This is a genomic window from Melittangium boletus DSM 14713 (genome assembly GCF_002305855.1).
Classification (GTDB): Bacteria; Myxococcota; Myxococcia; order Myxococcales; family Myxococcaceae; genus Cystobacter; species Cystobacter boletus.
Genome location: NZ_CP022163.1, coordinates 774,715 through 791,959, shown reverse-complemented (window position 1 = coordinate 791,959; position 17,245 = coordinate 774,715). Strand labels below are relative to the sequence as shown.

Here is a 17,245-nt window from a genome sequence, read left to right as displayed (position 1 = left end):
GGCGGACAGAGTAACCGATGCGCTGTCCCCCGGCGGGGCTTCTTGAATAGTCTGTCCTGTACATGGAGACCTCCCTCCTCGAGACCTTCCTCCTTCGCGCCCACCAACAGCCCGAATGGTCCGTCCTGGACTTCGAGCGGAAACGTTTCAGCGCCAGCGCGCTCGCCCACCATGTGGCCGCCTTCGCCACCGCGCTCGCGCGTCAGGGACTCCGGCCCGGTGAGCGGGTGGCGCTCTTCCTGGAGAACAGTCCGGCCTTCGTCATCGCCTACCTGGGCACCTGGCATGCGGGCGGCGTCGTCGTTCTCGTCAACACCCAGTACCGGCAGGTGGAGCTGAGCCACATCCTCTCCGACGCCGAGGCCCGCGTCTGTGTCACCGGGGCCGCGGGGGCCGCGGAACTCGCCCCGTTGAAAGCACAACTGCCCGCGCTGGAATGGCTCGTCGCCGTCGAGCCTCCCACCGAGCCGGCTCCCTGGCCCACCCTCGACTTCGAATCCCTGCTCACCACGGCCCCCGAGCCCGCCGCCTTGTCCCTGCCTCGGGGAGATCAGCTCGCCGTGCTCGGCTACACCTCGGGCACCACGGGCCGCTCCAAGGGCGCCATGATGCTGCACCGCAACCTGCTCGCCAACGTGCGCGCCGTCACCGAGGCCTGGCGCTGGACGAGCGCGGACCGGTTGTTGCTCGCGCTGCCGCTCTTCCACACCCATGGCCTCATGGTGGGCCTGCACGGCACGCTCTATTCCGGTGGCAGCGTGGACCTGCGCCGCCGCTTCGCCGCCCCCGAGGTGCTCGCCTCCCTGCACGAGGACACCTCGCTGACGATGTTCTTCGGGGTGCCCACCATGTACGGCCGGCTCGTCGAGGAGTCGCGCCGGACGGGTGTGCGCTCACGGCCGCTGCGCCTGCTCGTGTCGGGCTCGGCGCCGCTCAGCCCCCAGCTCTTCGAGGACGTGGCGGAGACGTTCGGCCAGCGCATCCTCGAGCGCTACGGGATGACGGAAACCATCATGAACACCACCAACCCCTACGAGGGCGAGCGGCGTCCCGGCACGGTGGGCATGCCCTATCCCGGACAGGAGGCCCGCGTGGTGGATGTCCGCACCCGCCAACCCCTGCCGGACGGAGAGACGGGGGAGATCGAGGTCCGGGGTCCCCACGTCTTCGCCGGGTACTGGCGCCGTCCGGACGCCACCGCCGAGGCCTTCGATCCCGAGGGATGGTTCCGCACCGGAGACCTGGGCCAGCGGGATCTGGATGGCTACTTCCGCATCACGGGCCGGGCCCGCGAGCTCATCATCAGCGGTGGCTTCAACGTCTATCCGCGCGAGGTGGAGGAAGTGCTCGCCCAGCACCCCGGAGTCGCCGAGGTGGCGGTGCTCGGCCTGCCGGATCCGGACTTCGGCGAGCAGGTCGTGGCCGTCATCGTCCCCCGGCCCGAGGTCCCCACCGCGGCCCAGGAGTTGGTGGACTTTTGCAAGGACCGGCTCGCCAGCTTCAAGAAGCCCCGCCGCGTCGTCTTCGTGGAGTCCCTGCCGCGCAACGCGCTCGGCAAGGTGCAGAAGCACGTGTTGCGGGAACGGCTCGAGGCCTGATCAAGGCGCGGGGGCCTCGTCACGAATGATGCCGTGGGGTGGGGTGGAGCGCTCCACGAAGAACACGGCGTCGTACTCCTCAAGGGGGTAGGCCCTCGTACAGCCGCTGTTTCCCCTCGGGCGTCAGCTTCGCGTAGTCCTTCCAGTACATCTTCTGGAGCGTGCCGCCCGCGCGTCAGGGCACGGTGATGCGCACGCCCTGGCTCTCCGCGCCGCCCCGGCCGACGTCGCTGACGGCCCACGTGCCGCTCGATACCTCGAACGTGGCCTGGGCCCCGCCCACCACACGCTCGAGCGTCCACGTTCCGGGTGAGGTTTCCCGGTACAGCAGGTGGAAGCGCGCGTCGAGCGGCAGCGGATTCGTCACGTGCACCGTGTTGCCTTCGCGCACCACGAAGGGCACCGGGGGCGTCATCGCCGCGCCCTCCCGAGGCACCTGGGGCGGGAGCGCGGGCTGGGCATACAGCTCATCGCGCAAGAGGCCCTTCACGCCCTTGGTGTCGTCCAGGATGAACCTCGCGCGGAAGTGGAGGTCGCCCTGGGCTCCCTGTGCCCGCAGCGTGCGGGTGAAGGCCACCTGGTCGGCGATCTCCGTCAGGGGCCAATTCTGCAATTCCCCGGACAAGTTGTGCACCGCATGGCCAGGGAAGACGTGCACGCCGCCCTTGGGCCGGTTCGCCCACCAGGTGGACAGCGTCGAGTACGGCTGCTTGGACGACTCGCGCCAGTAGAGCTGCGGCGCCAGATAGTCGATCCACCCTTCCTTCATCCACGTCACGGCGTCGCAGGCGATGGCGTTGTAGGCATCGAAGCCGGAGACCGGCTCGCCGTTCTTCCAGAGGCCGATGGGCGAGATGCCAAAGCGCACGTGGGGATGCTCGGAGCTGATCAACTCCATCACCTCGTGCACCAGGGTGTTGACGTTGTTCCTCCGCCAGTCGCCCTTCTCGAGGGTGCCTCCGCCCTCCTGGTAGCGCGTGTACGTCGCGTCATCCGGGAACGGCGTGTTCTGGCTGTCGGGGTAGGGGTAGAAGTAGTCGTCGAAGTGCAGGCCGTCGACGTCGTAATGGTCGAGGAGATCCTTCACCACGGCCGTCACGTGCTGGCGCACGGCGGGCTCGCCCGGATTCATCACCACCGCGTTGTTGTAGGTCACCGCGAACTCCGGCAACCGCTTCGTCACATGGCCCGGTGCGGCCACCACCGAGGGCGACATCAGGCCCCGGTAGGGATTGATCCAGGCGTGCACCTCGACGCCTCGCGCATGTGCCACGTTGATCAGATGTTCCAGGGGATCCCACCCCGGACCGGTGCCTTGCGTGCCGGTGAGGAACCGGCTCCAGGGATCCAACGTCGAGGCATACAGCGCGTCCGACTCCGGCCGGACCTGGAAGAAGAGCGCGTTGAAACCCAGACCCGCCAGCTCGTCCACCATCGCATCGAGCGAGGCACGCCCCTCGGCGGGCGTCATCGTCGTCGAGGGCGGCCAGTCCAAGCGCAACACCGTGGCCACCCAGACGCCGCGCAGCTCGCGGGAATGGGTGACCGTGACCTTCTCGGGGACACCACTGTCGGGCGTTTCGCTGTCGGGCGTTCCGCTGTCGGGCACACCCGCGTCGACCTCCGTGGGCGCACCCGGTTCGAAAGGGCGTTCACCGAGCTCGCCACACGCGGTGGCGAGCAACAACAGGCCAGTGGTCAGGAGAGTCTTGTGCACGCGCGGCAATGTACCGGTCCGCGGATCTCTCCGTCGATCCTCATCCGTTCATGCCCAGAGTTCCTGCTCGAGCGAATTCAGCAGGACGGCGGCGGCCTCCGGGGTGGGCAATCCAGCCCGCGTGACAAGTTCCGGATCCAGCGGCATGGACACCTCCTCGCGAAGCACCGAGATGGCTTGACGCCGGGCCTCTCGAAGACGGGCGCGTTCCTCGTCCGACAACCGCGTCTGGGCCCAGCGCTCGATGTCCCAGGACAGCTCGGCGTGCCGGGTCTCGTCCTCGGCGATGCGCGCCATGGTGCCGCGCACCTCCTCGTCTTCCGCGTGCATCGCCTGGTAGTGGGCCACGAGCGCGCCATACGTCTCACGCGTGCAGCCCTCCACGGCGTTGTCCAAGGCCATCGCGAAGAGCGAGCGGGGAGGCAGCTCCTCCACATCGGGGCGCTGGGGCGTGGCTCCGAAGCGCCGGGCCAGCCGGGTGCTGACGTCCGTGTGCAGCACCTCGTCCATCGCGCTCGCCAGCGCCGCGTTGCGCAGGGACTCGTCCGCGCCGTGCAGCGCGAGTTCCTCGCGCAGGCGCAGGAAGGCCAGGATGGAGGCCGCTTCCAGGTGCGCGGTCTCCGCGAAGTGGCGCCCCAGCGCCTGAGCGCAGACGACGTGGCCTCCCTCGCGCAAGCCCATGGGACGGCGGCCCACGGCGCATCCAGGATTGCCCCGGACGAGGACCTCGTCGGCGAGCTCCTTTACTTCTCCCGAGTTCGACACCTCCAGGACGTACTGCACGATCTTGGTGCCCGGCCCGCAGGCGTGGCCCTTGGTGGCGATGACATTGAAGGTGCCGTTGGCGTTGGCCTTCACCGCGCCGTAGTCCCGCCGGTCACACGACAGGTTGTAGCCCTCCGCGAAGGCGAGCAGCACGGCTTCCTGGGTCGTGTCGATGGGCCCGAGGAAGCTCTTGAGGGACTCCAGGGATGCATGGGCCTTCACCTCGTCGCCCTGGGTCGTCGCGACGTAGTAGGCATTGCAGATGTCCAGGCAAGACGTGTGGAAGCCCGTGGAGGAGGTAAGGGACTCGAGCGTGGACTTGCACGTCGCGGGGGCGGTGGCGGTCGCGCAGGCCGTGCCCGAGGTGGACACCACGTACTCGGGGCGATCTGGCGCGACACTGTCAGGATCGAGGCCACGCAACTGCACGAAGTCCGTGGAGGCGGTGGGAGACAGTCCGCTCACCGCGAGTCGGCCGTTCTCGCACGCGGGCGCGGAGTAGCCAGTGAGATCCGCTCCGCCACAACCCGCGAGCACGAGGGGAGAAGCGAGCGAGGCGCGCAGGGTTCGGGCGAACAGCGGACGCAGACGGGACGAGGTCATTCGTGCTCCGAGAGGGAGGTGGAGCACGTTCCTTGAGCAACGCGGATGCCACGGTCATGCATCCCGGCATGTCCGAGCGCGAGGGAAGACGGACCCGCGCGGTGTCCTCCGGGTCTCAAAAAGCTGAGAGCCCCGGGATGGGATTGTCACGGATCCAAAGAGCCCGGCGTCACCCAGAGCGGCCCATCCCCGCACCGCACGAGCCGCATCTCCCCCCGCCGGTCCAACACGGTGCCCGGGACGGCCGTGTCACCCGTTTGCTCCTCGGCGAGCCGGGTGCGCTGGATATGCACCCGCCGCCCCTCGAGCGAGGCGTACGCGACGCGCGGCACGCCCCGCCACGAGGACACGGCGCAGGCGCGCACCCGCAGGTGCACCTCGCGCGCGGGGGCGTTCCAATCCAACTCCCGGTAGGAATCCTCGAACATCCCCGCGTAGCTGGCCTCCGCATTGGATTGCGTTTCGCCTTCGTCCCGCCACTGCACGCGGGAGAGCGCTTCCGGCAGCAGTTCCATGGACAACTCCATCACCTTGCGGACGACGTCCTCCGCGCTGTCCGAGTCGTCGATGGGCCGCGTGCCCTGGATGAGCACCGGGCCGGTGTCGAAGGTCGCGTCCATGCGGTGGAGGGTCATGCCCACCTCCGGCTCGTGGTTGCGCAGCGTCCACCCCAGGGGATTGGGTCCCCGGTAGCGGGGCAGCAGCGAGGGGTGGACATTGACGGCGCCCAGGGGTGCCACGGCGAGCGCTTCCGGGCGGACGCGCCACGGGAAGAAGAAGCTGAGGAGCAGATCGGGCCGGGCCGAGGCGAGCAGCGGGGCGAGACGGTCTCGCTGGCCCGCGATGAGCACGTCGGCTCCCGGGGGCGCGGCCTGGAGCACGTTCATCATCGGGGCCCAGGCGGCGGGGTGCCGCGGCCGAGAGCCATCCGGTCCCGGGGGAAGCACGATCGCCACGAGCTCGTGACCGCGCTCTCTCAGGACGTGGTGGAACCCATTCACCACGTCCGCGGACACCGTGAGCAGGGCGATGCGCCAACCATGGGACGAAACGGGGGACATGGGCCCAGACTAGCTGGGGTTTCCGGCGGTCCGCTCGAAAGACCCTCGTTTTTTTGTTAATTCTTGGTTTACATGGATTCAGCCGGGCCCGTTTCCCTCGCCACGGCGCTGGAGAAGATCGCATGCGTTCAAGACCCTCATGGCCGTCGCTTTCTCTTTTCGCCCTCTCGGCGCTCCTGGGCTGCTCGGGGGAGGAGGACTCCCGCCACGATTCCGAGCCGGGGCTCCAGGTCGCGGAGTCTCCGCTGGCGAGCGGCTGGGAGCGCACCCTGGTCGTGCCCGGGATGGCGGATCCCGAGGTCTACAAGGAGAACGATGACCTGTTCTTCCTCACGGGGACGGGCAACTCCGTGACCCTTCCCATCTACGAGACGAACGACCTCACGACCTTCCGCTTCAAGCTGGAGTACAACCCCTCGGTGGCGGATCCGGTCTATGACTACTGTCTGATCTGGGCGCCGGACCTCAACAAGATCAACGGCGCCTATGTCCTGACCTTCTCGGGCCAGCGCGTCCCCAATGGCGCGGCCTGTCCGGCGTCGGGCCAGGATGTCACGACCTTCAGGGCCTCGGCGCCCGACCTGAACCTGCGCTTTGGCGTGCCCCAGCCCATCAACCCGAACACGACCCTGCCGCGCAGCAACATCAGCGCGGGCTGCGTGAAGGAGGGATGCAACCGCACCATCCGCATCGACTCCGCCACGTACAACGATCCATCGGGCTCGTGGCTCTACTATGTCTGGTTCGACCGGGGTAACAACATCTCCGCGATCAACACCGCCGCGCCCGCCACCGTCTACAACGTCACCGGCCCGGCGATTGCCGCGGTGCCCGCGCACGAGGAGGGCATCAACGAGGCCCCCGAGATCTTCAAGCGCAACGGCATCTACTACCTGCTCTTCAGCCACGGATGGTTCAACAGCCAGTACGCCATGAGCTACATCATGGCGGACTCGCTCCCGCAGCTCACCCGGGCGCGCGCGGTCCGGCGGCTCTCCCAGCCGATGCGCAATGCCGCCGGCCAGCTCGTCCAGACCCACGGACACAACGCGATCGTCGACCGCCGCGGGGAGTACTTCAACTTCTTCCACCAGGGCGCCTTCCAGCCCGCGGGCACCTTCACCTCGCGCAGCACCTACAAGCAGCGCGTCGCCTTCAAGCCAGACGGGACGATGCACTCGCTCAACCAGATCAACGTCCGGTGGAATCGCAAGGCGGGCTACAGCTACTCGCTCGACCTCGTGCTGCGCGATGGCTCGGTGGTGGGCCCCTGCCTCGACGTCAACCGGCTGGGCACGGGGAACAAGGTCACCTTCGACGGCGTGTGCCTCAGCGCCAACAGCCGCATGGTGAACAAGGGCGACATCGCCGCCCTGCGCATCTTCTACTCGAACAACAATGTCTGGGGTCCCTCCGTCGAGACGCCCTACGACGGGTTCTCCGACGATGTCTTCCTGTCACTGCCCTCGGGCGTGGCGCCCTTCGTGGACCTGACCTGGAACGAGAAGCAGACGGGGGCGCAGTACTCCATCGACGTGCAGCGCCGCGACACGGGGGCCTGGATCGGCCCCTGCATCGGCGTCAACTCCGTCAACCGCGCCCTCGCCTGGACCTATGGCGGCCGCTGCGACACGCCAGGCATCGACGTGGCCCCCTCCAACATCAGCACCTTCCGCATCTGCTCGGCGGTGAACGGGGATTGGGCCCGCGCGACCTGCGGTGCCACGTCCTATGACGGCAAGGGCATGCACGTGCCCGTCGTCATTCCCTGAGCGGGGGACTCAGGTCCACAGCTCCCGCTCGAGCGAGTCCAGGAGGGCGGCGGCCACCTCGGGCGGGGGCATTCCCGCCTGGGTGGTGAGCTCCTCGTCCAGCGACTGGGCCATCTCCTCGCGCAGCGTCTTCACGGCCCGGTGCCGCGCCTCTCGCAGGGCGGCGCGCTCCGGGTCCGACAGCCGCTCGTGCGCCCAGCGATCGATGGCCCAGGACAGCTCGGCGTGACGCGTCTCGTCCTCGGCGATGCGCTCCATCACGCCGCGGATCTCCGCGTCCCGTGCGTGCAGCGCCTGGTAGTGCGCCACCAGCGCGCCGTACGTCTCGCGCGTGCAGCCCTCCACGATGTTCTCCAGCGCCACCTCGAACAGGGGGCGCGGGGGCCGCGTCTCCACCTGGGGCCGGGGAGGCGTCGCGCCGAAGCGGCGCGCCAGGCGGTTGCTCACATCGGTGTGCATCACCTCGTCCACGGCGCTCGCCAGGGCCGCGTCCCGCAGGGACTCGTCCGCGCCGTGCAGCGCCAGCTCCTCGTGCAACCGCAGGAAGGCCTGGATGGAGGCCGCCTCCAGGTGCGCGGCCTGGGCGAAGTGCTGTCCCAGGACATTGTCGCAGTCCACGCCTCCGGCGGCGAGCAGCCCGTCGGGCCTCCGGCCAATGGTGCAATTGGGGTCTCCCTGCTGGAGCACCGCGCGATTCAACTCCGTGACGGTTCCCGCCGGGGTGACACCCAGGACGACCTGGTACAGCTTGGTGCCCGGCCCGCAGGTGTGCCCCTCGGTACCCACGACGTTGAAGGTACCGTCGGGGTTGGACTTCACCGCGCCGTACTCCAGCTTCTCACACCCCACGTTGAGCCCCCTGCCGAAGGCGAGCAGCGCGGCCTCCTGGGCCGTGTCGATGGGCCCCAGGAAGTTCTTGAGCGCTTCCAGGGACGTGTGGGCCGCCACTTCGTCGCCCCGGGTCGTCGCGAGGTAGTAGGCGCTGCAGAGCGACTCGCAGGAGTAATGGAAGCCCTGAGAGGACTTGAGTTTGTCGAGCGCTGTCTGGCACGCCGCCGCGTCGGAGGCCGTCGCGCAGGCGGTGCCCGAGGCCGAGAGCACCGCCTCGTGATGCGACGTCTCGGGGTTCTGGGCTCCGAAGTTCGTGGTGAGGAAGCGCAACTGCACGACGTCGGGAGGCTGCGCGGGTGACAGACCGCTCACCGCGGGCCGGCTCCCCGCGCACGCGGGTGGGGCGTAGCCGGTCAGGTCCACGCTGGGGCTCTCGGCACATGACCCCTGGGTCCCGTCGTCACAGGGTTTCGGACTCTCGATGGGGGGCACCGGCGGCTCGACGATCACCGGATCGACGATTCCACACCCCGTGAGCACCAGCGGGGAGGCGAGCGAGGCACGGAGGGTACGGGCGAAGAGCAGGCGCAGCCGGGACGAGGACATGGAGGCTCCTGGAAGATCGGACGGTGATGCACGAGCAATGCGGATGCCAGGGTCGCCGGAGCCTGTCCTCCGAGTGCGGGGCCCCGCGCGAGGGAGACGGCGCAGTCCCTCCTGACTCAAAAACCTGAGGGGACCGCCCGAGATTTCCACTGGACCGCCCATGCTCACTCCGCCGACGAATCAATGAATTCCTGGTATAAACAGCAAAAAAGGTGTTCCGGAGCGGACGAGGATTGGCCATGACAAGGCGAAGCATGGAGCGACTGCGGGGCTTGTTGTGCGCGCTCGCGATGATGGGCGGCGTGTGGGCGGCGTTGGACGGGCGGACGGCACACGCGGCGAGTGGCAACCTGGCGCTCTCGGGGACGGTCTCGGCGTCTTCCGCCTCCGCGGATGCGCTCAAGGCGCGGGACGGAAGCCTGTCCACGGCCTGGATCGCCAGCGGGACGGCCAGTCCCCAGTGGCTCCAGTTCGACCTGGGCGCGCTGCACACCCTGAGCCGGGTGGAGCAGTCCTTCACCCAGTTGGGCACCTGGCGCTTCAAGATCGAGGCGTCGATCGACGGGACGAACTGGGCCGCCCTGGTGGACAGGACGACGGGCGCGGCGGGGCAGGTGTTTGGCGAGAGCGTCAATGGAACGTTCCGCTACGTGAAGCTGACCGTGACGGGCTCCCAGGAAGGCTTCGCGGCCTCCAGCAGGGAACTGCGCGTCTTCGGAACGAACGAGGGGGACAACATCGCGCTGGGCAGGCCGTTGTCCGCGTCCTCGAGCCTGGCGGAGTACGCGCCGGGGAAGGCCGCGGATGCCAACACCTCGACCTACTGGGTCGCGGGCAGCGCGAGCCTGCCGCAGTGGCTGAAGGTGGACCTCGGCTCCCCGAGCCTCGTCACCGGCGTGGAACAGAACTTCAAGGACTTCGACACCTACCGGTTCAAGATCGAGGGCTCCCCGGATGACAAGACGTGGACCGTGCTGCTGGATGGGAGCGCGGGGCTCGCGGGCCAGTCCTTCGCGCGGGGCGTGAGTGGAACCTACCGGTACGTGCGCCTGACGGTGCAGTCCTCGGCGTCCGCCTACTGGGCGAGCAGCACCGAGTTCAAGGTGTATGGCTTCGCCAACCTGGCGCTGGGCAGGTCGGGGCGGGCGTCGACCGTCTCCCCTGGCTATGAAATCACCCGGGCCACGGACTCGAATCCCACCACCTACTGGTGCGCCACCAGCGCGAGCATGCCGCAGTGGATGATCATCGACCTGGGTGGCCTGTCCGACGTGCGGCGCGTGGAACAGACCTTCGTGGACGTGGACACCTACCAGTTCAAGGTCGAGGGCTCCGTGGATCAATCCGCGTGGACGATGCTCCTGGACAAGAGCGGGGGCGCCACGGGCCAGACGTGGGGACAGGCCGTCAACGGCACCTACCGCTACCTGCGGCTCACCGTGCTCTCCTCGGCCGCCGGGCACTGGGCCAGCAGCCAGGAGTTCAGGGTGTTTGGCGTCCCGATCGAGAGGAACCTGGCCCTGGGGGCCTCGGGCTCCTCGTCGTCGCTCGCGCCCGGGTACGAGCCCGCCAAGGCGCTGGATGGCAATGGCGCGTCGTACTGGTGCGCCAGCGGCCCGAGCCTGCCCGAATGGCTCAAGGTGGACCTGGGCCACCCCAGCCTCATCAAGCGGATTGAACAGTCCTTCGTCGATCATGACACCCACCGCTTCAAGCTCGAGGGGTCCACGAACAACACCACGTGGACGACGCTGCTGGACAAGTCGACGGGCGCCACGGGCAAGGACTTCGTCCAGGACGTGAACGGCACCTACCGCTACATCCGGCTCACCGTCTACGGCTCGGCCGCCGGGCACTGGGCCAGCAGCCAGGAGTTGAAGGTCATCGGCGTGGGTTCGCCTCCCCGGGCCCGGTGGTGGGAGGAAGGGGCGGGCGTCATGCGGTACTACCCCAAGTATTACCACATCACCCTGAACACGATCGCGAGCGAGTTGGATGAGCTGCGGTCGCGAGGCTATGGGGCCATCGAACTCATGGCGCCCTATACCGGGCCCGCGGATGTGTGGGCGGGACTGGGGGCCACGGACAACTACAGCATCGACCCGTCCATCGGGACCCTGGCGGACTTCCAGAACCTGCTCACCCAGGCGCATGCACGGGGAATGCGCGTGTTGATGTTTGGCAATGTCGGGTACGCGCGGGACACGGCCTCGTTCTTCCTCAAGGCGCAGGACGACAACCGCAACAACGTCTACAGCAAGGAGCGCATGTGGTTCCACTTCCGCTCGACCGGCGGAGAGCGTTGGTACTGGAGCAGCAGGGCGGGGGCCTACTACTACGCCTTTTGGGGACAGAACATCCCGTCCTACAACTTCAACACCCAGGAGTGGCGGGACGAGACGCGCAAGTACATCCGGTTCTGGATGGACAAGGGGCTGGATGGCTTCGCCCTGGACGCGCCCGCCGTTTATGACGGCATCACCCCGGCCATCAACAACGCGCACATCACGGACGTGCTGCGCACCTACGACACCTGGGCCAACTCCGAGGGCGCCCCCGGCCCGGGCTATGTGACGGACTGGCATTACAACAGCATCCAGGACTACGAGCTCACCAACTGGGGCGGCTCCGGGTTCAGCACCCTCATTCCGGCCATCAACAACCAGAACCCCGATGGGATCGAGAACATCCTGAAGAACAACCGGGACGCCATCAACGCCGCGGGGGGGATTACCCAAACGCCGCCGAGCTGGGAGATCGCCGGGGTGCCCGCCCCCAAGCGCCTGCTGGAGATCGCGACGCTGACGACCCTGGGGACCCTGTTCTACCTGCACAACGGACAACACACGCTCCTGCCCCACGAGACCGTCATCCCCGATTGGTCGCAGGCGGATCAAACCCGGCTCTGGAGCCTGATGCGGGCGCAGGCCTCCTACAAGGCCTTGTCCCCGGCGGGCTCGCGCGTGAAGTTGAGCACCCAGGACAACCGGCGGTTCTACGCCTTCAAGCGCACGAACAAGGACGGGTCCGTCAAGGCGCTGGTCATCCTGAACTACCAGGGCTCCAGCCAGTCCATCACCGTCAACCTGGCGAACACGGGCATCCAGACATCCCAGACACCCGTGGACCTGTTGACCGGCGGGGCGGGACCCGCCATCACCTCGGCCAGCTACACGGTCACCCTGCCGGCGTACGGCTTCACCGTGCTCGGCGTGGATTAGAGCGAGCTCAGGGGGCTAGCACTCCTGCGTCAGGGTCCGGACGGGTGAACGGAAGAGGCCAGAGGCGAACGGGATGAGGTCTGGCACCTCCGGTGGCAGGTGGGGCAGCGAGGCAGCCAGGAGGCCACCACCCGAGCGATGGCGAGCCGTGCGGTAAGGAATCTGTCGTGGAAATGGCGCTCAGGCCGGGAGCGGCTGCGGCTGGGCTTGTGACGGCCTTCCGTCCGAGGGGAGAAATGCCGCACGCGTTCGGCGATGATGAACGCGTCGCAGCAAAGGGCGACGGAGACGTGGTGGTGCCAACCCTGAGCCATCCCCTCATTTTAGCAAGCGAGGGAGGGAGCGGCGAGTGGGTTGACTGGTGCGAGAAGTAGGACCCGCATGCTTACTTCCGAGGTCATGCGCAAGCCTCGCCTCAATGACCAGCAGGTGCACTCCTTCATGAAATCGCTCTTCGAGGGCGACCTCCATGCCCTGCGCATTTTGTCTCTCTCCTACGCCACGTTGGGCGTCATCCACGCGGCCAGTCTGGGGGTGCATCTCATCGGCAAAGCGCTGGCCTGGGCCCGAGGCACGAAGAGCAAACATGGGGTGAAACAGGTGGACCGGCTCCTCTCCAACCCAGGAATCGACGTCTGGGCACTTTTCGCCCAGTGGGTGCCGTATGTGCTGGGACAGAGGGGCGAGGCGGTGGTGGCCCTGGACTGGACGGACTTCGACGTGGATGGGGAGGACTTCCTGCTCAACCGGCTGCGGGAAGTCGTGTCCGAGACGGTGCGGGTCATCGTGCTGGCGGACCGGGGATTTGGGGACCAGAAGTTCTATGCCTTGCTCGAGCAGTTGAAGTTCGACGACGTGGTGCGCTTTCGCCAGTGCATTCAAGTCACGGCGGAGACAGGCGAGAAGAGGAGCGCGGGAGGATGGGTGCCCGAGTCGGGCCGTGCGGTGCGCATGACGGGAGCGCGAGTCACCCAGGACAACACCCCCGTGCCCGCGGTGGTGTGCGTGAAGAAGAAGGGAATGAAGGAGGCCTGGTGTCTGGCGACGAGCTTGAAGGAAGCCACGGCGGCCTTCGTGGTAGGGCTCTATTCCAAGCGCTTCCGGACGGAGGAGACGTTCCGGGACATGAAGGACTTGCGCTTTGGAATGGGCCTGTCCTGGGTGAAGGTGCGCTCGACGGAGAGGAGAGACAGGCTGCTGCTGGTGAGCGCGCTGGCCTGTAGTCTGTTGACCTTGTTGGGCGCGGCGGGGGAAAGCTTGGGGATGGAGCGCTACCTCAAAGCCTGCCCAGCCCTAACGCAGTAGTGTTAATCACCCCGCGTCCACTTCGGGAGGTTTGAAAGCGGAGACAGAATGTCTTCCCACACCTTTTCACGCAGGTGCGTCAGTTGCCGCTTCTCAAGGTCAGTCAGACCGTAGCCGTCCGGATTCTCCAGCACATCGAAGAACTTGACGATACGGCAGTTGAATCTTTTTTCACCCAGATCCTCATTGACGATGTAGATCGGCAGCGCCTGAAGGTCGAACAAGCCCGTCGTGCCGTGGACCTTGCCGATGTTGAACTTGATGGCATAAGCCAGCTTTGAATTGCGGCTTTCCGGGTGGTAGCTGACGAAGTCGCCAAACGCGTAGACCACCAGCGCATCCTGCTTGCCCAGGCGCGGAATAAGCTGCGCGGGCTGACTGACATGCGGGTGGTTGCCGAGGATCGTGTCAACGCCGCACTCGATCACCTTGTGCGCGGCTTCGACAATATTGACGTGGGGGTACATCTCGAACTCCCACCCCCAATGGCAGTAGGCGATGATCCAGTCCGCGCCTTTGGCTTTTGCCGCCGCCACCTGCTTCTTGATCAGCGCGTAATTGGGGGCCGGGAAGGCATCGTTGAACCGCACCTCGTTGGCGAGGTAAGGCCTGTCGGCGGGTACCTTGTAGCCGTTGAGATCGAAGGTGTAGGCCAGCAGGGCGACCTTGATGCCATTCTTCTCAACCACTACCACATCATCCTGCTCGGCCTGGCTCGCGGCAGTGCCGGAATAGTAGGCGCCCGACTTTTTCAAAACCTCGAGTGTGGCGAGCACGCCCTCCACGCCCCAGTCCATCGCGTGGTTGGTCGCGGTGCTGAAATAGTTGATCTTCGCTTCGTGGCGGAACTTGTCGAACATCGCCTGGGACGTATTCATTCTTGCCGGTTGACCCGGCGACTGAGTGCGTCCCACCTGTTGATGCTTGTCGACGGTTGACTCCAGGTTGGCGCTCACGATGTCAGCGGTGCTGTAGAAATCGGTGATGTCGTCGAACAGGTGCGGTGTGTTTTCAGGGATCAGGGCATCGACCGCGAGCAGATCTCCCGCACACGAAACAGACAGAGAGTGAACAACAGGGACCTTGCCTTCGGGAGCTGGCGATGCGCCATTCTCTTTAAAGAAATCAAGGTTCTGCGCCGCGAAGAAAGCTTCCAGCCCCGAGCCTTTCTCCGCGACTTCAAGCTGGTTGAACCAGTAGCGGTAGAGCCACTTGAGCTTTTGGAAGGGATTGCCCGAGATGTCATAGACGCCCTTCTCTACCTGCGGGTAGTGGAACGAATCATAAAAAATGTAGCTCACCAGCAGAACCGCTAGCTTGGTCAAGTGGCGCTTGTCTTTAAGCCCCTCCGGAAGAGGTGGCATGACCGAAAACCCAGGGTCCAGGATTTCGTCAAACGGGATCCCCCCCTTGAGTGCGGCAGGGTTGGCCAACAGGGGCAGCAGCGACGCTAGGACCTTCTGCGGGCCCACTTGCGCCACCCAGCCGAACAGAGCCCGAGCATAGTCCTCTTCCTCAGGACTGATCGTCTCGGTCATCTTCAATTCGCCCGACGACACGCGCTCAAGCGTGGCCACGACTTCGCCCTGATGATCCTCAAGGCGGGTCTTGAGCTTCTGTATGACTTCTTTCAACGCATCCAGTAAATATGCATCCATTCTGAACATCCTTTTTAGTACTACTTGGTCACATGCGAGAGGGGCCGAGAGGAGGGGCTTGGCTGTCGACGTGACGCAGACAGAGCGGGCAGTGGCCAATGCGACGTAGCAGCAAGTACTTCCCATTTGCGCTCGAAGCACACCTCCGTGGGCACTCCCACCTCCGCCTGGCGCTCGCCGTCGCGCGCCCACTCCTCCGGTAGGTACAGCCGCATGCCAATGCAGCCGCTGCCCTTCTCCCCGGCCAGAATCGTCTCCAGGTACTCGCTCAGCTCCCCGTCGAGCTGACTCATCTCTCTCCGTGTCATCTCTACTTCTCAACACGGCCCCTTCGAGGTTACTTCAAAGTCAGCAAGTGGTACTAAGCGCTTGGAGCCGGTTGTGCAAGAGAAGGATGCTGGCGAGTAGGAGACTCGCTAGACAATAGTTCGCACCGCGGTAGGTGGATTGTCCGTGGGTATTCAAGGGAATGGGCTCTGGCGTTCTCGCCACCATTGGGATGGACTGGTGAGTTGTCAGTCCCCCAGGCCGGAGAAGAGCCAGTCGATCGCGGAGGAGATGGGGTCAATGGGACTCCACCGCGCCCTCTGGATGGCGGCCATGCTCGCGGACGGCTGCATGCTGGGTCTAGGCCGGGTGAGAGTGGGATCATAGGGCGCCGAGCCCGAGGGCGCGCAGCTGCCGCAATAGAGCTGGTTGTCCAGCGTGAAGGCGTGTTTCAGTTTGACGGTCCGCTTGCACGTGGCGCACTGGGATTTGGACAGTGTCTCCGGTTCGAGCTTGGGCTTCAGGTCGAATTCCCGCTCCCGATCCGCGCGCGCGAGCTTCTGCAACTGCTCCAGCTCTCCGGCATCGAGCGCCACGCCGTGGCAGTGCGTACAGACATCCACCTCCACCTCATGCACCTTCGTCACGGCCAGGGGCGCGATGCCGCAGCGAGGACACGTGGGCGCCGGCCGGTGGCACTGCTGGCACTGGGGGACGTTGGCGAGCGGGGCCTGACAGCCCTTGCACAGGCCATGTTTGCCTCTCGCGCGTCGCACGAGTTCGTCCGCGGCCGAGCCTCCCACGACCTTGGCGAGCGCATCGCCCTCGAACCACACGGAGGCGCAGCGGCCACAGCGCTCGCGCGGCAGGCTATCGGTGAAGGTGGGCAGGAGAGGGCCGGGGCAGAAGGCGCAGGTGCTCATGGGAAAAGCCGTCCTTGTTCAGTTGCTCAAAAGGTGCCGGACAGCGACATGCCGCCCAGGTTGCCGGACATCCGCATCGACATGCCCGTGCCGGCGCCCTGGGCCTGGGTCTGCCTGCCGTGCAACAGCAGGGGCACGGCCACGCCGAAGAGCGAGCCCGCCGCCGCGCCCACCACCACGTCCGAGAGGTAGTGCTTGTCCGCGCCCATGCGCATCACGCCGATCGAGGCCGCGGCGGGCAGTCCCACCGCCCAGATGAGCCAGCTCTTGTCATAGCCCCGGAGCTCGGACACGGTGCCCGCCGCCGTGACGAGCGAGAACGCCAGGCTCGTGTGTCCGCTGTAGAAGGACAGGTTGTTGTCCGAGGGCTTCTCGGTGTGCGCCTTCTGTCCTTCCTCCAGCACGTGGACGAAGGGGCGCTCGCGGCCCACGGCGAACTTCACCGCCTGGTTGGCCACCGCCGCCACCACCGCCGATTCGATGATGATGGTGGCGTCCTCGGCGAAGTAGCGCACCGGGGCGCCGCTGCCCGACGCCAGCAGGTACTGCGCGCCGAGCACGCCCACCGGCAGCACGACGAAGTCCGAGACGTTGCTCCACGTATTCCAGGCATGCCGGCCGCTCTCGGTCCGAGCCGCCATGCCCCGCCCCCACCGGTCCACCGCGTTCAGGGTGTCCGTCCCGTCGGGCGAGCGGTCGCACCAGCGACAGGTGCTCGGAGCGAGTCTCGACTTGAGCAGGGCCTCGGTGGTGATCCATAAGGCACCCCCCACTCCCGTGATGAGGCCATCGCGCGTCCAGTTCACGTCCAACGCCTGGAGTCGGGGGGCATCCGTGGCCTGCTGGGCGTGGGGCAGGGCGGCGTCGGGCACGGGTGAGGAAGCAACCAGGGAGGCGATTGCTAGAAAAGTCAGAGCG

10 protein-coding genes and 2 pseudogenes are annotated in these 17,245 nt (G+C 66.5%); 4 read left to right on the top strand and 8 right to left on the bottom strand.

Features of this window, described 5'->3' with window-relative positions:
- Window positions 1–62: 62 nt before the first annotated feature.
- Window positions 63–1,598: an AMP-binding protein gene (locus MEBOL_RS03310; RefSeq protein WP_095976043.1), complete on the top strand. Its 1,536-nt coding sequence runs from the start codon at window positions 63–65 to the stop codon at window positions 1,596–1,598.
- Between the two features lie 175 nt (window positions 1,599–1,773).
- On the opposite strand, the gene MEBOL_RS03305 is transcribed toward MEBOL_RS03310, so the two are convergent.
- The 3 genes from MEBOL_RS03305 to MEBOL_RS03295 form a co-directional block, all read right to left on the bottom strand.
- A complete protein-coding gene (locus MEBOL_RS03305) occupies window positions 1,774–3,315 on the bottom strand; it encodes a glycoside hydrolase family 10-like protein (RefSeq protein WP_157774733.1) in 1,542 nt (513 codons plus the stop codon).
- A 48-nt stretch (window positions 3,316–3,363) separates the two neighbouring features.
- Window positions 3,364–4,683 carry a ferritin-like domain-containing protein gene (locus tag MEBOL_RS03300; protein ID WP_095976041.1) on the bottom strand — a complete coding sequence of 440 codons (1,320 nt, stop codon included), beginning with the start codon at window positions 4,681–4,683 and terminating at the stop codon, window positions 3,364–3,366.
- A gap of 146 nt (window positions 4,684–4,829) precedes the next feature.
- A complete protein-coding gene (locus MEBOL_RS03295) occupies window positions 4,830–5,744 on the bottom strand; it encodes a methionyl-tRNA formyltransferase (RefSeq protein WP_095976040.1) in 915 nt (304 codons plus the stop codon).
- A gap of 122 nt (window positions 5,745–5,866) precedes the next feature.
- On the opposite strand from MEBOL_RS03295, the gene MEBOL_RS03290 reads away from it, so the two are divergent.
- Window positions 5,867–7,516 carry a glycoside hydrolase family 43 protein gene (locus MEBOL_RS03290; protein ID WP_095976039.1) on the top strand — a complete coding sequence of 550 codons (1,650 nt, stop codon included), beginning with the start codon at window positions 5,867–5,869 and terminating at the stop codon, window positions 7,514–7,516.
- Between the two features lie 9 nt (window positions 7,517–7,525).
- Here MEBOL_RS03290 and MEBOL_RS03285 read toward each other — a convergent pair whose 3' ends face one another.
- Window positions 7,526–8,953: a ferritin-like domain-containing protein gene (locus MEBOL_RS03285; RefSeq protein WP_095976038.1), complete on the bottom strand. Its 1,428-nt coding sequence runs from the start codon at window positions 8,951–8,953 to the stop codon at window positions 7,526–7,528.
- Between the two features lie 239 nt (window positions 8,954–9,192).
- On the opposite strand from MEBOL_RS03285, the gene MEBOL_RS03280 reads away from it, so the two are divergent.
- A complete protein-coding gene (locus MEBOL_RS03280; protein WP_095976037.1) occupies window positions 9,193–12,174 on the top strand; it encodes a discoidin domain-containing protein in 2,982 nt (993 codons plus the stop codon).
- A 537-nt stretch (window positions 12,175–12,711) separates the two neighbouring features.
- Window positions 12,712–13,455, top strand: a pseudogene (locus MEBOL_RS03275) (transposase); the annotation flags it as partial.
- A 26-nt stretch (window positions 13,456–13,481) separates the two neighbouring features.
- Here MEBOL_RS03275 and MEBOL_RS03270 read toward each other — a convergent pair.
- The 4 genes and pseudogenes from MEBOL_RS03270 to MEBOL_RS03255 form a co-directional block, all read right to left on the bottom strand.
- Window positions 13,482–15,137, bottom strand: a complete 1,656-nt coding sequence (locus tag MEBOL_RS03270) for a CapA family protein (protein WP_095976035.1) — start codon at window positions 15,135–15,137, stop codon at window positions 13,482–13,484.
- A gap of 116 nt (window positions 15,138–15,253) precedes the next feature.
- A pseudogene (locus tag MEBOL_RS44025) lies at window positions 15,254–15,385 on the bottom strand (IS701 family transposase); the annotation flags it as partial.
- Window positions 15,386–15,652: 267 nt separating this feature from the next.
- On the bottom strand, window positions 15,653–16,327 hold the full coding sequence (locus MEBOL_RS03260) for a TFIIB-type zinc ribbon-containing protein (RefSeq protein WP_095976033.1): 675 nt from the start codon (window positions 16,325–16,327) through the stop codon (window positions 15,653–15,655).
- 26 nt (window positions 16,328–16,353) lie between these two features.
- Complete coding sequence (locus MEBOL_RS03255) at window positions 16,354–17,199, bottom strand: phosphatase PAP2 family protein (protein ID WP_245919418.1); 846 nt, start codon at window positions 17,197–17,199, stop codon at window positions 16,354–16,356.
- Window positions 17,200–17,245 lie beyond the last annotated feature (46 nt).

Excerpts from the sequence above, each read along its gene's own strand:
- MEBOL_RS03310 (WP_095976043.1), top strand. The coding sequence starts at position 63 with ATGGAGACCTCCCTCCTCGAGACCTTCCTCCTTCGCGCCCACCAACAG.
- MEBOL_RS03300 (WP_095976041.1), bottom strand. The coding sequence starts at position 4,683 with ATGACCTCGTCCCGTCTGCGTCCGCTGTTCGCCCGAACCCTGCGCGCC.
- MEBOL_RS03295 (WP_095976040.1), bottom strand. The coding sequence starts at position 5,744 with ATGTCCCCCGTTTCGTCCCATGGTTGGCGCATCGCCCTGCTCACGGTG.
- MEBOL_RS03290 (WP_095976039.1), top strand. The coding sequence starts at position 5,867 with ATGCGTTCAAGACCCTCATGGCCGTCGCTTTCTCTTTTCGCCCTCTCG.
- MEBOL_RS03285 (WP_095976038.1), bottom strand. The coding sequence starts at position 8,953 with ATGTCCTCGTCCCGGCTGCGCCTGCTCTTCGCCCGTACCCTCCGTGCC.
- MEBOL_RS03280 (WP_095976037.1), top strand. The coding sequence starts at position 9,193 with ATGACAAGGCGAAGCATGGAGCGACTGCGGGGCTTGTTGTGCGCGCTC.
- MEBOL_RS03270 (WP_095976035.1), bottom strand. The coding sequence starts at position 15,137 with ATGGATGCATATTTACTGGATGCGTTGAAAGAAGTCATACAGAAGCTC.
- MEBOL_RS03260 (WP_095976033.1), bottom strand. The coding sequence starts at position 16,327 with ATGAGCACCTGCGCCTTCTGCCCCGGCCCTCTCCTGCCCACCTTCACC.